16 protein-coding genes are annotated in these 18,069 nt (G+C 72.2%); 6 read left to right on the top strand and 10 right to left on the bottom strand.

Annotation, left to right across the window (positions count from 1 at the left end; genetic code table 11):
- Nucleotides 1–39 precede the first annotated feature (39 nt).
- From ureG to ACWCV9_RS22250, 3 genes are all read left to right on the top strand, one after another.
- The gene (gene ureG / locus ACWCV9_RS22260; RefSeq protein WP_450788887.1) at nucleotides 40–720 is read left to right on the top strand and encodes an urease accessory protein UreG; all 681 of its coding nucleotides are present in this window, start codon (nucleotides 40–42) and stop codon (nucleotides 718–720) included.
- Nucleotides 717–1,475 carry an urease accessory protein UreD gene (locus tag ACWCV9_RS22255; RefSeq protein WP_450788886.1) on the top strand — a complete coding sequence of 253 codons (759 nt, stop codon included), beginning with the start codon at nucleotides 717–719 and terminating at the stop codon, nucleotides 1,473–1,475. Before ureG ends, ACWCV9_RS22255 begins: the two co-directional genes overlap by 4 nt.
- Before the next feature lie 173 nt (nucleotides 1,476–1,648).
- Complete coding sequence (locus ACWCV9_RS22250) at nucleotides 1,649–3,247, top strand: alpha/beta hydrolase (RefSeq protein WP_450788885.1); 1,599 nt, start codon at nucleotides 1,649–1,651, stop codon at nucleotides 3,245–3,247.
- A gap of 50 nt (nucleotides 3,248–3,297) precedes the next feature.
- Here the strand turns inward: ACWCV9_RS22250 and ACWCV9_RS22245 are convergent, their stop codons facing one another.
- Both ACWCV9_RS22245 and ACWCV9_RS22240 read right to left on the bottom strand, forming a co-directional pair.
- Nucleotides 3,298–4,017, bottom strand: a complete 720-nt coding sequence (locus ACWCV9_RS22245; protein ID WP_450788883.1) for a lysophospholipid acyltransferase family protein — start codon at nucleotides 4,015–4,017, stop codon at nucleotides 3,298–3,300.
- Nucleotides 4,018–4,066: 49 nt separating this feature from the next.
- Nucleotides 4,067–5,164 (bottom strand): Lrp/AsnC family transcriptional regulator, encoded by a 1,098-nt coding sequence (locus ACWCV9_RS22240; RefSeq protein ID WP_450788881.1) that lies wholly within the window; start codon nucleotides 5,162–5,164, stop codon nucleotides 4,067–4,069.
- 112 nt (nucleotides 5,165–5,276) lie between these two features.
- Between ACWCV9_RS22240 and ACWCV9_RS22235 the strand changes: the two genes are divergently transcribed.
- Together ACWCV9_RS22235 and ACWCV9_RS22230 are read left to right on the top strand one after the other, a co-directional pair.
- Nucleotides 5,277–6,497 carry an MFS transporter gene (locus ACWCV9_RS22235; protein ID WP_450788879.1) on the top strand — a complete coding sequence of 407 codons (1,221 nt, stop codon included), beginning with the start codon at nucleotides 5,277–5,279 and terminating at the stop codon, nucleotides 6,495–6,497.
- Nucleotides 6,494–7,777 carry an amidohydrolase gene (locus ACWCV9_RS22230; RefSeq protein ID WP_450788877.1) on the top strand — a complete coding sequence of 428 codons (1,284 nt, stop codon included), beginning with the start codon at nucleotides 6,494–6,496 and terminating at the stop codon, nucleotides 7,775–7,777. Before ACWCV9_RS22235 ends, ACWCV9_RS22230 begins: the two co-directional genes overlap by 4 nt.
- A 64-nt stretch (nucleotides 7,778–7,841) precedes the next feature.
- Here the strand turns inward: ACWCV9_RS22230 and ACWCV9_RS22225 are convergent, their stop codons facing one another.
- The 4 genes from ACWCV9_RS22225 to ACWCV9_RS22210 all read right to left on the bottom strand — a co-directional run bounded on the left by ACWCV9_RS22225 (nucleotide 7,842) and on the right by ACWCV9_RS22210 (nucleotide 13,311).
- Complete coding sequence (locus ACWCV9_RS22225; RefSeq protein WP_450788875.1) at nucleotides 7,842–10,496, bottom strand: WD40/YVTN/BNR-like repeat-containing protein; 2,655 nt, start codon at nucleotides 10,494–10,496, stop codon at nucleotides 7,842–7,844.
- A gap of 151 nt (nucleotides 10,497–10,647) precedes the next feature.
- Nucleotides 10,648–11,865 (bottom strand): ornithine--oxo-acid transaminase, encoded by a 1,218-nt coding sequence (rocD, locus tag ACWCV9_RS22220; protein ID WP_385844276.1) that lies wholly within the window; start codon nucleotides 11,863–11,865, stop codon nucleotides 10,648–10,650.
- Complete coding sequence (gene ddaH, locus ACWCV9_RS22215; RefSeq protein WP_450788873.1) at nucleotides 11,865–12,674, bottom strand: dimethylargininase; 810 nt, start codon at nucleotides 12,672–12,674, stop codon at nucleotides 11,865–11,867. Before ddaH ends, rocD begins: the two co-directional genes overlap by 1 nt.
- Before the next feature lie 151 nt (nucleotides 12,675–12,825).
- Nucleotides 12,826–13,311, bottom strand: a complete 486-nt coding sequence (locus ACWCV9_RS22210; protein WP_385844279.1) for an Lrp/AsnC family transcriptional regulator — start codon at nucleotides 13,309–13,311, stop codon at nucleotides 12,826–12,828.
- Nucleotides 13,312–13,396: 85 nt separating this feature from the next.
- Between ACWCV9_RS22210 and ACWCV9_RS22205 the strand changes: the two genes are divergently transcribed.
- Complete coding sequence (locus ACWCV9_RS22205; RefSeq protein WP_450788870.1) at nucleotides 13,397–13,564, top strand: hypothetical protein; 168 nt, start codon at nucleotides 13,397–13,399, stop codon at nucleotides 13,562–13,564.
- Nucleotides 13,565–13,573: 9 nt separating this feature from the next.
- On the opposite strand, the gene ACWCV9_RS22200 is transcribed toward ACWCV9_RS22205, so the two are convergent.
- The 4 genes from ACWCV9_RS22200 to ACWCV9_RS22185 form a co-directional block, all read right to left on the bottom strand.
- Entirely contained in the window at nucleotides 13,574–14,530 is a 957-nt protein-coding gene (locus tag ACWCV9_RS22200; RefSeq protein ID WP_450788868.1) for a cytochrome c oxidase assembly protein, read from the bottom strand.
- A gap of 142 nt (nucleotides 14,531–14,672) precedes the next feature.
- The gene (locus ACWCV9_RS22195) at nucleotides 14,673–15,698 is read right to left on the bottom strand and encodes a 6-phosphofructokinase (RefSeq protein ID WP_385844283.1); all 1,026 of its coding nucleotides are present in this window, start codon (nucleotides 15,696–15,698) and stop codon (nucleotides 14,673–14,675) included.
- 272 nt (nucleotides 15,699–15,970) lie between these two features.
- Complete coding sequence (locus tag ACWCV9_RS22190; RefSeq protein ID WP_385844285.1) at nucleotides 15,971–16,699, bottom strand: type 1 glutamine amidotransferase; 729 nt, start codon at nucleotides 16,697–16,699, stop codon at nucleotides 15,971–15,973.
- A 21-nt stretch (nucleotides 16,700–16,720) separates the two neighbouring features.
- Nucleotides 16,721–17,959: a Mur ligase family protein gene (locus ACWCV9_RS22185; RefSeq protein WP_385844286.1), complete on the bottom strand. Its 1,239-nt coding sequence runs from the start codon at nucleotides 17,957–17,959 to the stop codon at nucleotides 16,721–16,723.
- Nucleotides 17,960–18,069: the final 110 nt, after the last annotated feature.

Genomic DNA, 18,069 nt, shown 5'->3' with positions numbered 1-18,069 from the left:
GCCGTCCCCCCACCGGGCCACTCGCACAAGGAGCCGCACATGCACCTCGACCACGACCACTCCGGCCCCGCCGCCGTCAGCGCCGACGCGGGCCGGCCCGACGGATCGCGCCGTGCGCTGCGCATCGGGCTCGGCGGGCCCGTCGGGTCCGGGAAGACCGCCACCGTCGCCGCGCTCTGCCGGGCGCTGCGCGACGAACTGTCCCTCGCGGTCGTCACCAACGACATCTACACCCGTGAGGACGCCGAGTTCCTGCTGCGGGAGGCCGTGCTGCCGCCCGAGCGGATCACGGCCGTCGAGACCGGCGCCTGCCCGCACACCGCGATCCGCGACGACATCTCCGCCAACCTGGAGGCCGTCGAGGACCTGGAGGACGCGGTCGGCCCGCTGGACCTGATCCTGGTCGAGTCCGGCGGCGACAACCTCACCGCCACCTTCTCCAAGGGGCTCGTGGACGCGCAGATCTTCGTCATCGACGTGGCCGGCGGCGACGACATCCCGCGCAAGGGCGGCCCCGGCGTCACCACCGCCGACCTGCTCGTGGTCAACAAGACCGACCTCGCCCCGTACGTCGGCTCCGACCTCACCCGGATGGCTGCCGACGCCGCGGCGCAGCGGGCCCAACTCCCCGTGGTCTTCCAGTCGTTGCGGAGCGACAAGGGCGTCGCCGACGTCGCCGCCTGGGTCCGGGAGCGGCTCGCCGCGTGGACGAAGGCATGACCGCCACCGGCGTACGGGCGAGCGCGCGGATCGTGGCCCGCGCCGACGGGCGCGGCGGTACCGCGCTGCCCGTCCTGGACGGCGAGGGCCCGCTGGCGCTGCGCCGGACCCGGGCGAGCGGCGCCGGCGCGCGGGTGATGGTCGTCGGCGCGATGAGCGGGCCCCTCGGCGGCGACCGGTTCCAGCTGCACGCCCGGGTCGAGGCGGGCGCCCTGCTGCACGTCGGGTCGGCCGCGGCCACCCTCGCGCTGCCCGGCCAGGCCGGCGGCGAGGCCCGCTACGACGTCCGGCTCGAGGTGGCCGACGACGCCGAACTGCACTGGCTGCCCGAGCAGTTGATCTCCGCGAAGGGCAGCGACCTGTATGTCGCCACCCGCGCCGAACTCGCCGCCGGGGCCCGGCTCGTGCTGCGCGAGGAGCAGGTGCTCGGCCGGGCCGGGGAGCAGCCCGGCCGGCTCACCAGCCGGCTGACCGTACGGGTGGCGGGCCGTACCGTGCTCGACCAGGAACTGTCCTGCGGACCCGGGGCGCCGGGCGGCTGGGACGGTCCCGCGGTGCTCGCCGGGCACCGGGTGGTCGGCCAACTCGTGTTCGTACGGCCCGAGTTCGCGCAGCACCCGGTGGAGGCGCGGATGCTGGGGGAGAGCGCCGCGCTGATCCCCCTGGCCGGGCCGGCGGTCCTGGTCAGCGCCGTGGCGCCGGACGCACTGCGGCTGCGGCGCGTCCTGGACGAGTCGCTGGCCTCCCTCGGCTGAACGCGCCCCCGGCAGGCGGCCCGGTGAACACCCCCCCTCACCAACGGACATGACCATCCGTTTATCGGATTGGTAAAGATGAGCGGCATCCTCTGTTCTCGGGCCGCTCACAGCCGAAAGGATCCGCCGACTGACCAACTCGCAGCGATGCCTATGCAGGGGGAGGGGCCCTCTTGAGGGACAACAGACCGAAGAGCCGTCTACTGGCGCTCGGTTCCGCCGGAGCACTCGTCACCGCCACGCTGATCGCCGGTGCCGTTTCCGCGCCCGCCGCCGGCGCCGTCGGCCGGCCGAGCCAGGACCGCGAGGCCAGGGGAGCCGCGATAGCCGCCGCCCGGGCCGCCGAGACCGGCATCGACTGGCAGGACTGCCCGGCCGACTGGGGGCTGGAGAAGCCCATCAAGTGCGGCTGGGTCAGTGTGCCGCTGGACTACGCCCACCCGTACGGCGAGCAGATCCAGCTCGCCGTCGACCGCATCGGCAACACCGGCACCCCGGCCGAGCGGCAGGGCGCCCTCGTCTACAACCCCGGCGGCCCCGGCGGCTCCGGACTGCGCTTCCCGCGCCGGGTCACCACCAAGAACGCCGTCTGGGCGAACGTCGCCAAGGCCTATGACTTCGTCGGCTTCGACCCGCGCGGCGTCGGCCACTCCGCGCCCATCTCCTGCGCGGATCCCCAGGAGTACGTGAAGGCGCCGAAGATGGACCCGGTGCCGGACACCGAGGCCGACAAGACCGCCCAGCGCGCGCTCGCCCGCGACTACGCCGACGGCTGCCTGGACCGCACCGGCCGCGCGATGCTCCAGCAGATGACCACCCCGAACACGGCCCGCGACCTGGACGTCATCCGCGCCGCGCTCGGCGAGCAGAAGCTCAACTACCTCGGCGTCTCCTACGGCACCTACCTCGGCGCCGTCTACGGCACCCTCTTCCCGGGCCATCTGCGCCGCATGATCGTGGACAGCGTGGTCAACCCCTCCCGCGAGAACATCTGGTACCAGGCCAACCTGGAACAGGACATCGCCTTCGAGGGCCGCTGGAAGGACTGGGAGGACTGGGTCGCCGCGAACGACGCCGTCTTCCACCTCGGCACCACCCGGGACGCCGTCCAGGAGCAGTGGCTCCAGCTGCGCGCCACCGCCAAGAAGAACCCCATCGGCGGGGTCGTCGGCCCGGCCGAGCTGATCTCCTTCTTCCAGAAGGCCCCGTACTACGACTCCTCGTGGGTGCCGGTCGCCACCGCGTTCGCCAAGGCCGTCGCCGGTGACACCCAGCCCCTGATCGCCGCCGCCGCGCCGGACCCGACGAACACCGCGGGCAACATATCCGCGGAGAACGGCAACGCCGTCTACACGGCCGTCGAGTGCACCGACGCCAAGTGGCCCACCAGCTGGCGCACCTGGGACCGGGACAACACCCGGCTCAACCGCGATTATCCCTTCTTGACCTGGTCCAATGCCTGGATGAACCTGCCCTGTGCCAGCTGGCCGGTCAAGCAGCACCACCCGGTCGACGTCACCACCCACGAGGGCCTGCCGCCGGTGCTCATCGTGCAGTCCACCCGGGACGCCGCCACCCCGTACGAGGGCGCGGTCGAACTGCACCAGCGCTTCGACGGCTCCCGCCTGATCACCGAGAGGGACGCGGGCTCCCACGGGGTGACCAGCCTGGTCAACCCCTGCATCAACCAGCGCGTCGACGCCTATCTGCTCGACGGCACGCTGGACGACGCGGACGTGACCTGCGCTCCGCACGCCACGCCCAAGCCGTGACCGCGTTCGTACGATGACGGGGGGCGGCCGGACGCACCGGCCGCCCCCGCTCAACTCCGCGGCGGCCGCGGGAGCTTGCGGGTGTTGCCCGAGGCCGCCTGCCGCTCCTTGACGACCGCCGCGTACTCGTCGACGTACTCCTGCCCGGACAGCGTGAGGATCGCGTACATGATCTCGTCGGTGACGGCCCGCAGGACGGCCTTCTCGTGCTCCATCCCGGCGTACCGGGAGAAGTCCAGCGGAGTGCCGAAGCGGATGGTGACCGGGCGGATCCGCGGGACCACCCTGCCGGGCGGCTGCGCCTCGAAGGTGCCGATCATCGCGCACGGCACCACCGGCACACCCGCCGTGAGCGCCATCACCGCGACCCCCACCTTGCCCTTGTAGAGCCGCCCGTCGTGCGAGCGCGTCCCCTCCGGGTAGACGCCGAGCAACTCGCCCCTGCCGAGCACCCCGAGCCCCTCGCGGATCGCGGCCCGGCCCGCCTCCCGGCCCGAGCGGTCCACCGGGATCTGCCCGGCGCTGCGGAAGAAGAACGCGGTCAGCCGCCCCTTCACCCCCGGCCCGGTGAAGTACTCCGCCTTGGCGAGGAAGGTGATGCGCCGCTTCAGCACCGCCGGCATCAGAAAGTGGTCCGAGAAGGAGAGATGGTTGCCGGCGACGATGGCCGGGCCGTGCGCCGGCACGTTCTCCAGGCCCTCGATCCGGGGCCGGAAGACCAGCCGGAGCAAGGGGCCCAGCAGCACGTACTTGAGCAGGTAGTAGAACACGGCTCACCCTCCGCCCGGTCCGTATCCGACCAGGCTGACCCCTGTCGAGTCACCTGACAAGCGGGTGCGGCGGCTCGGGCGGCGCGAACGGCACCCGGCCGGCGGCCCGGCCGTGGGCGTCGAGCAGCCGGCCCATCCGCTTCGGCGAGTGCAGCACCACCGTGCGGTCCTTCACCTCCAGCATCGGGAAGCGGTCCGCGAGCAGCGCCTCGAACGGGTCGACCGAACCCAGCTCGTGCAGCCACACCAGTACGAGCAGGTTGTACCGGCCGCTCACCGAGGCGCACATCCGCACCTGGTCGAGGCGGGCCAGGGCGTTTCCGGTGTGGGCGAGATGGACGTGCGGCACATGGGCGCGGTAGACGACCGTCGTCGACAGCCCGGCGAGCTGGTGCGCCAGATCGCAGCGGATGGTGACGTCCCCCGCCCGCAGCATGCGCCCGAGCCGGCGGCGAACCGTGTGCTCGCTCAGGCCCGTCACCGCCGCCAGTTCGGTGTAGCCGAGCCGGCCGTCCTCGGCGAGCGCGTCGCGCATGGCCCGGTCCTCACGCGCGGGCCCGCCGTGCGTGCGTGCGCTGTACGGCGCGCGGGCCGGCGGCCGGGCGTCGCCGAGGGCGGCACGGTCGGCCGGGCCCATCGCCCGGGTGCGCCAGTCGCTGCCCTCGCCGTACTGCGTGATCCCCAGCAGGGTGCGGATCGTACGGACCCCGCGCAGCCCGCCGATCTCCTCGCGCACCGCCCGGCCCAGCGTGCCGAGGTCGGGCGCCGCCACCCCGAGGAACAGATCGAAGTCACCGGCGGTCTCGTCCACGCTGAACACCCACGGCAGCCGGGCCACCGCGGCGCTCACCGACTCCAGACGGCGGGGCCGGCACCGCACCTCCACATGGGCGACCGTGAGCGTCTTCGCCGCGTCGTACGCCGTGATCCAGGCCAGCCCGCCCGCGCGCAGCCGCTCCCAGCGCCGGGCCGCCGTGGTCGCGTCCACGCCCAGCGCCCGGCCGATCCGGGACCAGGGGGCGCGGGGCGCGGTCTGCAAGGCGTCGACGAGCGCCAGATCCAGCTCGGAGAAGCGGAGGCTGCCGGAATCGGGCAGAGCAGAGGACTCGCTGATGGTTTCCGGCAATTTCCGAGGTGTTCCGCTCATGGGCCGGATCGTAAGGGCACTTCCCGCCGGGCCACAGCCCTCCCGGCCGTACCGAACCGCCCCCGAGCCACCCGTGAGGCCCCGCGCCGCATCCGAGCCCGAGAGGAGTGCCGTGTCCCGGACCGTCCGGACCACCGTCACCCTGCTCTTCGCCGCCTGGCTGGTCGACTACGCCGACCGCCTCGTGATCAACCTCGCCCTGCCCTCGCTCGGCCACGAGTTCCGGCTCGGGCACGGCGCGCAGGGCCTGCTGGTCTCCGCGTTCTTCCTCGCGTACGCCCTCTGCCAGATCCCCGGCGGCATGCTCAGCGACCGGTTCGGGGCGCGCCGGGTGACCTGCTGGGCGCTGCTGCTGTGGTCCGTGTTCACCGCCCTCACCGGGTTCGCCCGGTCCTTCGCCGTGCTGCTCGTCGTACGGTTCCTGTTCGGCATGGCCGAGGGTGCCTTCCCGCCGGCCTCCACCACGCTGCTGGTGGAGCGGACGACGCCCGCGCAGCGGATGGGCGCCAACGGCCTGATCCTCAGCTCCAACGCGTTCGCCGCGGTCCTGGTCCCGCTCCTCGCCGCCCCGCTGATCAGCGCCTTCGGCTGGCGCTCGGCCTTCTTCTCGACGGCCGCCCTCGGCGTGCTCGTCCTGGTGGCGATACGGCTGTGGCTGCCGGCCCCGCTCGACGGCGGCGGCACCCCGGCCCCGGCCGGCCGGGAGGTGCTGGGGCAGGTGCTGCGCACCGGTGTGCTGTGGCGCTTCGCCGGGATGATGTACGGCTACAACACCATCGTCTGGGGCCTGACCACCTGGGTGCCCACCTACCTCGACGACGACCGCGGGGTCTCCCTCACCTCGATCGGCGCCCTGGCCGCCGTGCCGGCGCTCGGCGCGGCCATCGCCACGATCGCCGGCGGGCGGCTGGCCGACCGGCTCGGCGGGCACCACCGCACGGTGATCGTGCCCGCCATGGCGGTGTCCGCGCTCGCCCTGGCGCTGCTGGCCGTGGTCTCCTCGCTCACCGGCTTCCTCGTCCTGGTCGCGGTGGCCGTCTCCGTCGCCTCCCTCGCCTACATGCCGATCTTCGCCGTGCCGCTGCGCGCGCTGCCGCCCGGTCGGGTCGGCGTGGGCAGCGCCGTGATCGTCTTCGGCGGCCAGCTCGCCGGCATGATCACCCCGCCGGTCCTGGGCGTCCTCGCCGACGCCTTCTCATTCCGGGCCGCCTTCGCCTGTCTGGTCCTGGGCGCGGTCGCCGCCGCCGTCATGGCGTGGCTGACCCCGCAGGACGCCGACGCGTTCCGCGCGGCCGCCCTCCTTCCCGACGCACGCACTCTGGAGCCCTCATGACCCTCGCCCCCCTGCTCGCCGGACTCCCGGACCGCCTGCCCGGCCTGCTCGCCCTCTACCAGGACCTGCACGCCCACCCCGAGCTGTCCTTCCAGGAGTTCCGCACCGCCCGGACCGTGGCCGCCCGCCTGCGCGAGCAGGGCTGGGAGGTCACCGAGGGAGTCGGCGGCACCGGTGTGGTCGGCGTCCTCGCGAACGGCCCCGGGTCGGTCGTCCTGCTGCGCGCCGACATGGACGCCCTGCCGGTCAAGGAGGAGACGGGACTGCCGTACGCCTCCACCGCGACCGGCACCGACGCCCGCGGCGAGGAGGTGCCCGTGATGCACGCCTGCGGGCACGACATGCACGTCACCTGCCTGCTCGGCGCCACCGCCCTGCTGGCCGCCGCCCGGGACCACTGGCGGGGCACGGTGGTCGCGGTGTTCCAGCCCGCCGAGGAGGTCGGCGGGGCCGCGGTGATGGTCGGTGACGGCTTCGCGGACCGCTTTCCCCGGCCCGACGTCTGCCTCGGCCAGCATGTGGCCCCCGCCCCCGTCGGGGTCGTCGGCACCCGCCCCGGACCGGTGATGGCGGCCTCCGACAGCTTCCGCATCACCCTGTTCGGGCGGGGCGGACACGGCTCCAGCCCGGAGCTGACCGTGGACCCGATCGTCATGGCGGCGGCGGTCGTCACCCGCCTGCAGACCGTCGTCTCCCGCGAGATCGGCGCCAACCAGGCCGCCGTGGTGACGGTCGGCTCGATCCACAGCGGTACGAAGGAGAACATCATCCCGGACACCGCCGAACTGACCGTCAACATCCGCTCCACCACCACGGCGGTGCGCGAACGGGTGCTGGCGGCGGTCGAGCGGATCGTGCGGGCCGAGGCCGCCGCCTCCGGCGCCCCCAAGGACCCGCAGATCGAACCCCTCAAGTCCTTCCCGGTCCTGTCCAACGACCCCGCGGCCACCGCCGCCGTCCAGACGGCCCTGACCGGCGCGCTCGGCGAGGGACGCGTCCTCGCCCTGCCCCAGCCCATCACCGGCAGCGAGGACTTCGGCATCTTCGGCACCGCCCTCGGCGTCCCCTCCGTCTTCTGGCACTTCGGCGGCGCCGACCCTGCCCTCTACACCGGCGTCTCCCTCACCGGCCTGCTGGAGAACGGCCTGCCCTCGCACATCCCGTCCAACCACTCCCCGCACTTCGCGCCCCTGCCGAGGCCGGCCATCCAGACCGGCGTGACGACCCTGCTGGCGGCGGCCGCGCACTGGCTGTGCCCGGCGGCGCCTGCCTCCGCCTGACCTTTTCCGCCGTACGCCAAGAGGCCCCGGGAGATTCCCGGGGCCTCTTCGTCACAGCGGGGGCCTACGGCATCGCCGTCTTCCAGATGCCGCGGCCGTGCGTGGCCGCGTACATCCGGCTGCCGTCCGGGCTCGGCGACAGATAGACCGCCGGCGAGGTGGGCAGGTTGGTGCCCAGCCGGGACCAGTGGCCGGCCGAGGTGCTGGTGAAGACACCGAGGTCGGTGGCGACCACGAGGGTGCCGTCCCGGGTGACCAGCGCCGCGTTGGCCGGGGCGTCCGGGAAGGAGTCCGTGGCGGCGGCGTCACCGCTGACGTCGGTCCAGCTCGCGCCGCCGTCCGTGGTCCGCCAGACATGGCCGTAGCCGGCGCCGGGGCCCTCGTTCCAGTGCCGCGAGAAGCCGTTGACCACCGCGTAGACCGTCTTGCCGGAGGCGTCGGACGGGTCGATGCTCAGCCCGGCGACATAGCGGTTCGGGAAGTCGGCGGGCAGGTTCACCTGGTGCCAGGTACCGCCGTAGTTGGTGGCGATGCCCCGGCCGAAGGTGCCGTCCACCTTCGAGCAGGGGCCGCACCAGGCCGCCCAGCTCACATGGCCGCGGCTGGCGACCGCGGAGGCGGAGTGGCCCGCGCCCAGGTCGTACAGCCTGGTCCAGTCGGCGCCCGAGGTGCTCTGCCAGGTCCTGGTGTTGCCCCACACGTACTGGCCGCCCGCGATCCACAGGCCGTTCGGGTCGGTCTCGTCCGCGGCGAACGGGGCGATGAAGCGGGCCCCCGGGTCGCCCGGTGCGATGTCCGTGATGACGTCCTCGGCGCCGTCGGCGCTCGCGGTGTAGCCGCAGTTGTCGGTGATCTGGAGCGCCAGGTCGACGTACTCGCCGACCGTCTGGCAGCCGTTGGCGGGGTTGACCAGCTGGTCGCCGCCGTCGCCGCCGAACGGGGAGACCATCTCGCCGTCCGGGTTGAGCTGCGCGCCCTGGTAGGTGGCGCCCTTGGGGGCCAGCAGCGAGACGCCGTTGTCCTGGAGACCGCCCCAGACGGCCTCGCCGCTGCCGTCGGTCATCTTCCCCGCGCGCACCGAGTAGTACTGGAGGCTGCGCAGCGTGCCGGACTCGTTGAGGTTGCGCCAGCCGGACGTGGTCTGCGCGGTGGGACGGGCGTAGGCGCCGCCGTCGTTGCCGACGAAGACCTCCGGGGCCTTGCCGGGCCACTGGGAGATGGCGAGGGCGTGCTGGTCGGAGTGCATCACATCGCCGTCACAGGTGTCCGCGGCCGGATCGGGCGAGTAGCACGGCATGCCGAAGTTCCAGTACCGGCCGATCGTCTTCCAGGTGGCGCCGCCGTCCCGGGACTCGAACATCTCCTCGAGGCCCAGGTAGACATGGTTCGGGTCGGTCGGGTCGACCGTGATGACCTGGTCGTACCAGGACTGGGAGCCGGGCTGGTAGCCGGTGCCGATCTCGTTGACCTTCATCGCGGAACCGCTGGCGGACAGCGAGGAGGCCGACGCGATCTGCTTGAACGGGCCGTCGGCGTTGCCGCTGGAGCTGACGTACACACCGGCGAGGACCGAGTAGACGCCGGAGCCGGAGGACTTGTTCAGGAGTTTGGGGGACTCCATCGAGACATACAGCTTGCTGCCGTCGGCCGAGTAGGCGAAGGCCGCGTTGCCGATCTCGGCGGGGTTGACCGCGCCGGTCGGGTTGGCGCGCTTCCAGGTGACGCCCGCGTCCGCGGAGTAGTAGAAGCCGTTGTAGGCCGCGCCGCCGCGCCAGGCCACGTCTGCGAGCAGCTTCCTGCCGTCGCTGCCGGGCTGTACGGCGATGTCGTCGGCGATGTCCGCGTAGTGGCTGTCCACCCCGCAGCTCACCCCGGTGATCCCGACGCCCGCGCAGGGGGCGAGGACCTTGGTCCAGGCGCTGGACCGGTCGGCCGACAGCGGGCGCCGGAAGACGCCGTGCGAGGAGGCCGCGAAGACGTAACCGGCCGCCTTGTCGAAGGTGAGGGTGTGCACGGAGCTGCTGTCCAGCTCGGTGCCGCCGACCTTGTCGCTCTCCGCGAAGGTGCCGGTGACCGGGTCGGCGAGCCGGTAGACGCCGCTGCCCAGGTAGTTGTCGGAGGCGGTGGTCGCCTCGCCGGTGGCCAGCCACAGCGAGCCGTCGGGCGCGACCGCGAGGGCACCCACGGACAGTGCGGGCAGCCGGTCGGCGATCGGCGTCCAGGTCCTGCCGTCGTCGGTGGAGCGGAACACGCCACCGCCGGCGGCGCCCGCGTAGACCACACCGGTGTGGCCGGGGTCGGTGGCCAGGGCGGCGATCCGGCCCGCCGAATGGCCCGCCCCGCCACCGGAGTTGGAGGCGGACTGGTCGCGGTAGTGGGCGGCGTCCTCGTTGTACGGAGAGGTGGTGACCTCCGACCAACTGCCGGACGCCACCGGCATGTTCTTGATGTGGGCCCAGGCGGCGGCGTAGGCGCCCGGAGCGACCTGGTCGCTGGGGGAGAGCCGCGGCTCGTTGAACGAGTCGATGGACTCCATCAGTTCGTGGGACTCCTCGCCCGCCACGTCATGGCGGCCGGTTCCCGTGTCGCTGCCCGCTCCGAACGCGGCGACGGGTCCCGTCCCGGCTATCAGGAGTGCGGCGGCGGTGGCGGCGAATGCCGCTCTACCGCCGCCGTTCGCGCCGCGGCGCGGTCTGCGCCGTGCGGAAGTGACGCGCATGGACTTTTCTCCGGCTTCTCCGGCACGGGGCGCGGCCGCCCCTACGGCCGCACATGATCTCCCGTTGCCGAGCGCCGGAACGGTACTCCTGTGAACCGCCTTTGTCCTAGGGGCCGGACAGGAGTTGATGGTCCCAGGACCAGGACGTTACTCAGGCGAGAACCTTCTCCAGGGCCGCCAGCGCGGAACGCAGCTCCTCGGCGGTGATGGTCAGCGGCGGCGCCAGCCGGACGGTGGAGCCATGGGTGTCCTTGGCCAGGACGCCCTCCCGCATCAGCCGCTCGCTGATCTCACGGCCGGTGCCGATGGCCGGGTCGATGTCCACGCCCGCCCACAGGCCCCGGGAGCGGAAGCCGACCACGCCCCTGCCGACCAGCTCGGTCAGCCCGCCGCGCAGGACGACACCCAGCTCGGCGGCGCGGCGCTGGTACTCGCCGGTCTCCAGCAGCTCCACCACGGCCGTGCCGACCGCCGCGGCCAGCGGGTTGCCGCCGAACGTCGAGCCGTGCTCGCCCGGGTGCAGCACCCCCAGCACCTCGCGCCGGGCCACCACCGCCGACACCGGTACGATCCCGCCGCCCAGGGCCTTGCCGAGCAGCAGCACGTCCGGCACGACGTCCTCGTGCTCGACGGCGAGGGTACGGCCGGTGCGGCCCAGCCCCGACTGGATCTCGTCCGCGATGAACAGGCACCCCGCGCGCCGGGTCAGCTCCCGCACCCCGGCGAGATAGCCGTCGTCCGGGATGATCACGCCGGCCTCGCCCTGGATGGGCTCGATCAGCACCGCCGCGGTGGTCTCGTCGACCGCCGCCTCCAGCGCGGCCAGGTCGTTGTACGGCACGACCCGGAAGCCGGGGGTGAAGGGGCCGAAGCCGGCGCGGGCCGTCTCGTCGGTGGAGAAGCTGACGATGGTCGTCGTACGGCCGTGGAAGTTCTCCGCCGCGACCACGATCGTCGCCCGGTCGGCCGGGACGCCCTTCACGTCGTAGGCCCACTTGCGGGCCACCTTGATGCCGCTCTCCACCGCCTCGGCGCCGGTGTTCATCGGCAGCACCATGTCCAGGCCGGTCAGCTCCGCGAGCCGCTCGGCGAACTCGGCGAGCCGGTCGTTGTGGAACGCCCGCGAGGTGAGCGTCAGCCGGTCCAGCTGGCGGTGCGCGGCCTCGATCAGCGCCGGGTGCCGGTGGCCGAAGTTCAGCGCCGAGTACCCGGCGAGCATGTCGAGGTAGCGGTTGCCCTCGACGTCCTCCACCCAGGTGCCCTCGGCACGGGCGACGACCACGGGCAGCGGGTGGTAGTTGTGCGCGAGGACCGGCTCCTCGGCGCGGATCAGGTCGCCGGAGGTACGGGTGCGGGCGGGTGCGGTCATCAGCGGATCTCCTGGGTGCAGCACTTGATGCCGCCGCCGGCCTTGTGGAACTCGGACAGGTCGACGGGGACGGGGTGGTAGCCGTGGTCGGCGAGGCGTTCGGCGAGCGCCTCGGCCCGGGGCGCGATGAAGACGTTCCGGCCGTCGGAGACGGAGTTCAGCCCGAACGCCATCGCGTCCTCGCGGGTGGCGAGCACCGCGTCCGGGTACAGCCGCCGCAGCACCTCCCGGCTGCCCGCGGAGAACGCCTCCGGGTAGTAGCAGATGTTGTCGTCGTCCAGCACGAACAGCGCCGTGTCCAGGTGGTAGAAGTACGGGTCCACCAGCGTCAGACCGATCACCGGGTGGCCGAGGAACTCCTGCGCCTCCCGGTGCGCCTCACGGGTGGTGCGGAACCCGGTGCCGGCGAGCACGTACCGGCCCGTCCACACCAGGTCGCCCTCGCCCTCGGACACCGACTCGGGGCGGTACACGTCGTACCCCGCCGTCTTGAACCAGGTGTCGTAGTGCGTGGACTCGGGACGCCGCTCCGGCGCGTGGAACAGGGAGCCGAAGACCCGGCCGCCCACCACGAACGCGGCGTTCGCGGCGAACACCATGTCCGGCAGCCCGGGCACCGGCTCCACCGAGTCCACGGTGTGGCCATGGGCGCGGTAGACGCGGATCAGCTCCTGCCACTGCTCCTGGGCGAGGTCCACGTCGACCGGCCGGTCGGGATTCATCCAGGGGTTGATCGCGTACTGCACCGCGAAATGTCTGGGTTCGCAGACGAGAAAGCGCCGGTGGCGCTGTGCACGGCTCTCCGACACAGAGGGTTTCCTCCGCTTTGCTGTGTGTCACTGGGGGTGACACCACGGTAGAAAGCGAGGTGGACGGCCGACAAGAATGAATAGCTGCGTGGATGTGCAGCATCGCTGCGTCTTTCCCCGGGCGCACGCACGAGTGCTGCGCAGGCTCGGATCACTCCGGTGCCGCATGGGTGGCACCCGCTTCCGGGCTTTCCGGGAGGAGATGGGACAACACCATCACACTGATCGTCTTCCGGATGAACGGCTCGACGCGGATCCGCTCCAGCACCTCCTCGAAGTGCTCCACATCCCGCGCCCGCACATGCAGCAGCGCGTCCGCGCCGCCGGTCACGGTCATCGCCGCCGTGATCTCCGGGTGGTTGCGCACCACCTCGGCGATCCGCCGGGGCGGGGCCGCGCCCTCGCAGTACACCTCGACATACGCCTCCGTGCGCCAGCCCAGCGCCGCGGGCTTCACCGTCGCCGTGAACCCGGTGATCACCCCGGTCTCCCGGAGCCGGTCCACGCGCCGCTTGACCGCCGTGGCGGACAGCCCGATGTCCGCGCCGATCTCGGCGAAACTGGTCCGGGCGTTGGCCATCAGGGCGGTGATGATCTTGCGGTCGAGGTCGTCGAACGACGACGTCCTGCTGTTCATGCGGGCACTGTAATCACCGAGGGCATCCCCTTTCGCCCGCAGCCGGGGCACCATGGTCGGTACGGACCATGAGGAGGGTGTCGCGATGCCCGGTTCCACAAGCGGTTCCACCAAGGCGATGGGGGCACTCACGGTCGGCGGGCTCGTCGTCGTGACCGCCTACACGGTCGCGCTCGGCAGCAACGGCTGGCTGTGGTTCGGCTGGGTGGTGCTGGGCCTGCTGACCCTCGCCATGATCCTCACCCAGCCGTAGGCCGTACGCTCAGCCCTTGCGGGCGCCGAGCGAGGCCAGATAGGCGTTGTACGCCTCCAGCTCCTTGTCGCCGTCCCGGTCCGCGGCCCGGTCCTTGCGCCTGGCCTGCCGCTGCTCGGAGCGGTACCACTGGAACAGCAGGGCGATCAGCACCAGTACGGACGGGACCTCGCTGAAGGCCCAGGCGATGCCGCCGGCCGAGACCTGGTCGGCCAGCGCGTCGACGCCGAGCGAGGCCGGCGGGTGCTCGAACGTCTCCACCATCGGCGCCGACGCCATCATCAGCGCGATGCCGAAGAAGGCGTGGAACGGCATGCCCGCGAACAGCTCCAGCATCCGCATCACGTACCCCGGCCGGTGCGGGCCCGGGTCCACCCCCATGATCGGCCAGAAGAACACCACACCCACCGCCAGGAAGTGCACCATCATCGCGATGTGCCCGGCCCTGGACCCCATCAGGAAGTCGAACAGCGGGGTGAAGTACAGCGCGTACAGGCTCGCGATGAACAGCGGGATGGTGAAGGCCGGGTGGGTGATGATCCGCATGTACCGGCTGTGCAGCAGCGCCAGCAGCAGCTCGCGCGGACCCTTGCGGCCCCGGCCCCGGCCGGCGGCCGGCAGCGCCCGCAGCGCCAGGGTGACCGGTGCGCCGAGCAGGATCAGGATCGGCGACAGCATGCTGATGATCATGTGCTGCACCATGTGCACGCTGAACATCACCATGCCGTAGTCGTTCAGCCTGGTGCACATCACCAGGCCGATGGTCAGCACACCCACGGCGTACGACACCGTACGGCCCACCGGCCACGCGTCCCCGCGCCGCCGCAGCCGCACCACACCCCAGCCGTACAGACCCAGCCCCAGCAGACAGGCGACGAGGAAGAACGGGTCCGCCGACCACTGGAGCCCCCGCCCCAGCGTGAACGGCGGCAGATCCATCATCATGCCGTGCCCGCCGTGATCCATCCTGCGGCTCCTGGTTCGTGGGGGTGTGCGGTGTCTGTCCACAGCTGTCTGTGTCCGCACCAAGAGTAGAACCGCCCCCGGTCACCACGGTGACCGGGGGCGGGTTGTTCTCGGCTGAACCACAGCCCACAGCCCGGACGGGCTAGAGCACGCACTCCGCCTCGTCGTAGCGCTCGGTCGGCACCGTCTTGAGGGTCTCGACCGCCTCCGCCAGCGACACCATCACGATGTCGGTCCCGCGCAGCGCCGTCATCATGCCGAACTCGCCCCGGTGCACGGCCTCCACGGCGTGCCAGCCGAACCGCGTCGCCAGCACCCGGTCATAGGCGGTCGGCGTGCCACCCCGCTGCACATGCCCGAGGATGACCGGCCGCGCCTCCTTGCCGAGCCGCTGCTCCAGCTCCACCGACAGCTGACGCGCTATCCCGGCGAACCGCTCGTGCCCGTAGATGTCCTTGCCGCCCTCGTCGAAGTCCATGGTGCCCGGCTTCGGCTTGGCGCCCTCGGCGGCGACCACGATGGCGAACCGCTTGCCCGCCGCGAACCGCTCGCCGACCTTCCGGGTCAACTCGTCGATGTCGAAGGGCCGTTCCGGTACGACGACGGCGTGGGCGCCGGCCGCCATACCGGAGTGCAGCGCGATCCAGCCGGTGTGCCGGCCCATGACCTCCACGATCAGCACCCGCTGGTGCGACTCGGCGGTGGTCTTCAGCCGGTCCAGGGCCTCCGTCGCGACACCGACGGCCGTGTCGAAGCCGAAGGTGACGTCCGTGACGGCGATGTCGTTGTCGATGGTCTTGGGCACGCCCACGATGGGCAGCCCGTTGTCCGACAGCAGCCGGGCCGCCTTCAGGGTGCCCTCACCGCCGATCGGGATGATCGCGTCCAGGCCGAGTTCCGCGACATGGCCCCTGGCCCGCTCCACCCCGTCCCGCAGATGCTCCGGACGGACCCGGGAGGAGCCGAGGATGGTGCCGCCGCGCGCCAGGATGCCGCCCACGGCGTCGAGGTCGAGCTTCGTGTAGTCGCATTCCAGGAGGCCCTTCCAGCCGTCCCGGAAGCCGATGACCTCGTCGCCGTGGTCGGCGACGGCACGGTGCACGACGGACCGGATGACGGCGTTCAGGCCGGGGCAGTCGCCGCCGGACGTGAGGACACCAATGCGCATAGCCCGTTTACCTTCTCAACGTGGGCCGGTCAGACCGGACCACGTTGTCCGGCGGATTCACCGCCACCCTACCGGCGCGAGGGGGCCCCGCCGTAGCGGGCGTCCGCCTGCTGGACGCACCCGCACATGTGAGCGGACGGCCCGTCAGGCGGGCTCCCCGCCACCCCGCCGCACACCACGGGAAAGCCCCCTGACCTGGAGCGCAAGCGCTCAGGCAGGGGGCTTCCCGGCAGTGATCAGCAGTGCCTACGCAGGCTGCTGCGCAACGGTGCCTACGCAGGCTGCTGCGCAGCCGCGATGCGCTCGTTGCGGAGCGCCTCGTACCAGCGGTCGTCGATCGGCGGCAGCGCGTTGACGTCGAGCGCCAGCTTCAGCAGCAGGTCGGCGATCAGCGGGTTGCGGGCGAGGACCGGGCCGTGCATGTACGTCCCGAAGACCGTCCCGTTGTACGCGCCCTCCGTGCCGTCCCCGGTGCCGTTGCCCTTGCCGATCTGCACCCGGGCCAGCGGGCGGGCCGCCGGGCCGAGGTGGGTGACGCCCTGGTGGTTCTCGAAGCCGGTCAGCGGGGGCAGGCCCAGCTGCGGGTCGATGTCGGCCAGTACGTCGCCCACGCACCGCTCGCCCTCGCCGCGCACCGACACCACGTCCAGCAGACCGAGGCCCGGCTCGCGCTGGCCCAGGTCGTTGATGAACTCGTGGCCGAGGATCTGGTAGCCGGCGCAGACGGAGAAGACGATCGCGCCGTTCTGCACCGCCCGCTGGAGATGGCCGTCCCGGCGCAGCCGCTCGGCGGCGAGCCGCTGCGGACGGTCCTCGCCACCGCCGATCAGGTAGATGTCCCCCGAGGTCGGGATCGGCTGGTCGCTGCGGACGTCCAGCCGGGCCACGTCCAGGCCGCGCTGCCGGGCCCGGCGCTCCACGACGAGCACATTGCCCTGGTCACCGTAGGTGCTGAGCAGGTCCGGATAGATCCACACCAGCCGCAGTTGGTTGTCGCTCATGAGGTGATCGCCCTTCGAAGATCAGTTGCCGACGCGGCGGCGCAGGTCCTGGAACGCGGTGTAGTTCGCGATGACCTCCACCCGGCCCGGCGGGCACATCTGCACCGCCTGGTCGAGGTCGTCGCAGACCTGGAAGTGCTGGTTCGCGACCTCCAGGCGGACGGCGAGGTCCAGCTTGCGGTCACCGATGACGAAGATCGGGTGACCGGTCAGCCGGGTGTAGTCGACGTCCCACAGCCAGGAGGTGTCGGTGCCGTCGGCCGAGCGGGCGTTCACGGACAGGATCACCGGGGCGGGCGGCGGGTCGATCAGCGAGAACGTCTCCAGCCAGCCGGCCGGGTTCTTGGCCAGCAGCAGCCGCAGATCGCGGTTCAGGAACTGCACGACGTCGTACCGGCCGGCCACGGCCTGCACCTGGTACATCCGCTCCAGGGCGACCTGCGGCGGCACCCCGAAGACGGCGGCGACCGCCGCGGAGCTGGCCGCGTTCGCCTTGTTGGCGCGGCCCGGCAGCTGGAGGTGGATCGGCCAGGCGGAGCCGTGCGGGTCCAGCACATGGTCGCCGGAGAGCGCCCAGGTCGGGGTGGGCCGGCGGAAGCCGCACTCACCGCAGAACCAGTCGTCGCCGGGGCGCTGCATCACGCCACCGCACGCCGGGCAGGACCAGGCGTCGTCCTTCCACATCTGCCCGGCCGCGACCCAGATCACATTCGGGGAGGACGAGGCGGCCCACACCACCAGCGGGTCGTCGCAGTTGGCGACGACCACGGCCTTGGAGCCGGCCAGACCCTCGCGCCAGTTCTCGGCGAGCATCCGGGTCTCCGCGGCGCGGTCGAGCTGGTCGCGGGAGAGGTTGAGCAGGGCGATGCACTTCGGGTCCGTGTCCCGTGCCACACCGGCCAGGTACTTCTCGTCGACCTCGATCACGCCGAACTTCGACTCCGTGCCCCCGGCCAGGGCGGAGGTGATGCCGGCCGGCATGTTGGCGCCGAGCGCGTTCGACACGACCGGGCCCGCGGCCCGCAGCGCCTCCGCGATGAGCCGGGTGGTCGTGGTCTTGCCGTTGGTGGCGGACACCAGGACGACGTCCAGGTTCTGGGCCAGCCGTCCGAGCAGATCGGGGTCGAGCTTCAGCGCGACCCGGCCGCCGATCACCGACCCGCTGCCGCGCCCTGCGGCGCGCGATGCCGCAGCGACCGCCTTACCCGCGGTCACGGCCAGCTTGGCCCGCGGCGTGAGCGGGTCCGAGTTGCCTGCCATCAGTTCTCGATCCTCCTTGCGTACGCGCCGCGCCTGGGGCAATCCGGCAACGTGGTGTGAAGCTCAGCCTATCGAGATCCATTCGCACACCCGAATCCCGGCCCACGCCA

The sequence above is a fragment of the Streptomyces sp. NPDC001606 genome (assembly GCF_053596835.1).
This window is presented reverse-complemented; position numbering and strand designations above follow the sequence as displayed.

Coding starts and splice junctions, on each gene's coding strand:
- ureG (WP_450788887.1), top strand. CDS start 40: ATGCACCTCGACCACGACCACTCCGGCCCCGCCGCCGTCAGCGCCGAC.
- ACWCV9_RS22255 (WP_450788886.1), top strand. CDS start 717: ATGACCGCCACCGGCGTACGGGCGAGCGCGCGGATCGTGGCCCGCGCC.
- ACWCV9_RS22240 (WP_450788881.1), bottom strand. CDS start 5,164: ATGAGCGGAACACCTCGGAAATTGCCGGAAACCATCAGCGAGTCCTCT.
- ACWCV9_RS22230 (WP_450788877.1), top strand. CDS start 6,494: ATGACCCTCGCCCCCCTGCTCGCCGGACTCCCGGACCGCCTGCCCGGC.
- ACWCV9_RS22225 (WP_450788875.1), bottom strand. CDS start 10,496: ATGCGCGTCACTTCCGCACGGCGCAGACCGCGCCGCGGCGCGAACGGC.
- rocD (WP_385844276.1), bottom strand. CDS start 11,865: ATGACCGCACCCGCCCGCACCCGTACCTCCGGCGACCTGATCCGCGCC.
- ACWCV9_RS22210 (WP_385844279.1), bottom strand. CDS start 13,311: ATGAACAGCAGGACGTCGTCGTTCGACGACCTCGACCGCAAGATCATC.
- ACWCV9_RS22205 (WP_450788870.1), top strand. CDS start 13,397: ATGCCCGGTTCCACAAGCGGTTCCACCAAGGCGATGGGGGCACTCACG.
- ACWCV9_RS22200 (WP_450788868.1), bottom strand. CDS start 14,530: ATGGATCACGGCGGGCACGGCATGATGATGGATCTGCCGCCGTTCACG.
- ACWCV9_RS22195 (WP_385844283.1), bottom strand. CDS start 15,698: ATGCGCATTGGTGTCCTCACGTCCGGCGGCGACTGCCCCGGCCTGAAC.
- ACWCV9_RS22190 (WP_385844285.1), bottom strand. CDS start 16,699: ATGAGCGACAACCAACTGCGGCTGGTGTGGATCTATCCGGACCTGCTC.
- ACWCV9_RS22185 (WP_385844286.1), bottom strand. CDS start 17,959: ATGGCAGGCAACTCGGACCCGCTCACGCCGCGGGCCAAGCTGGCCGTG.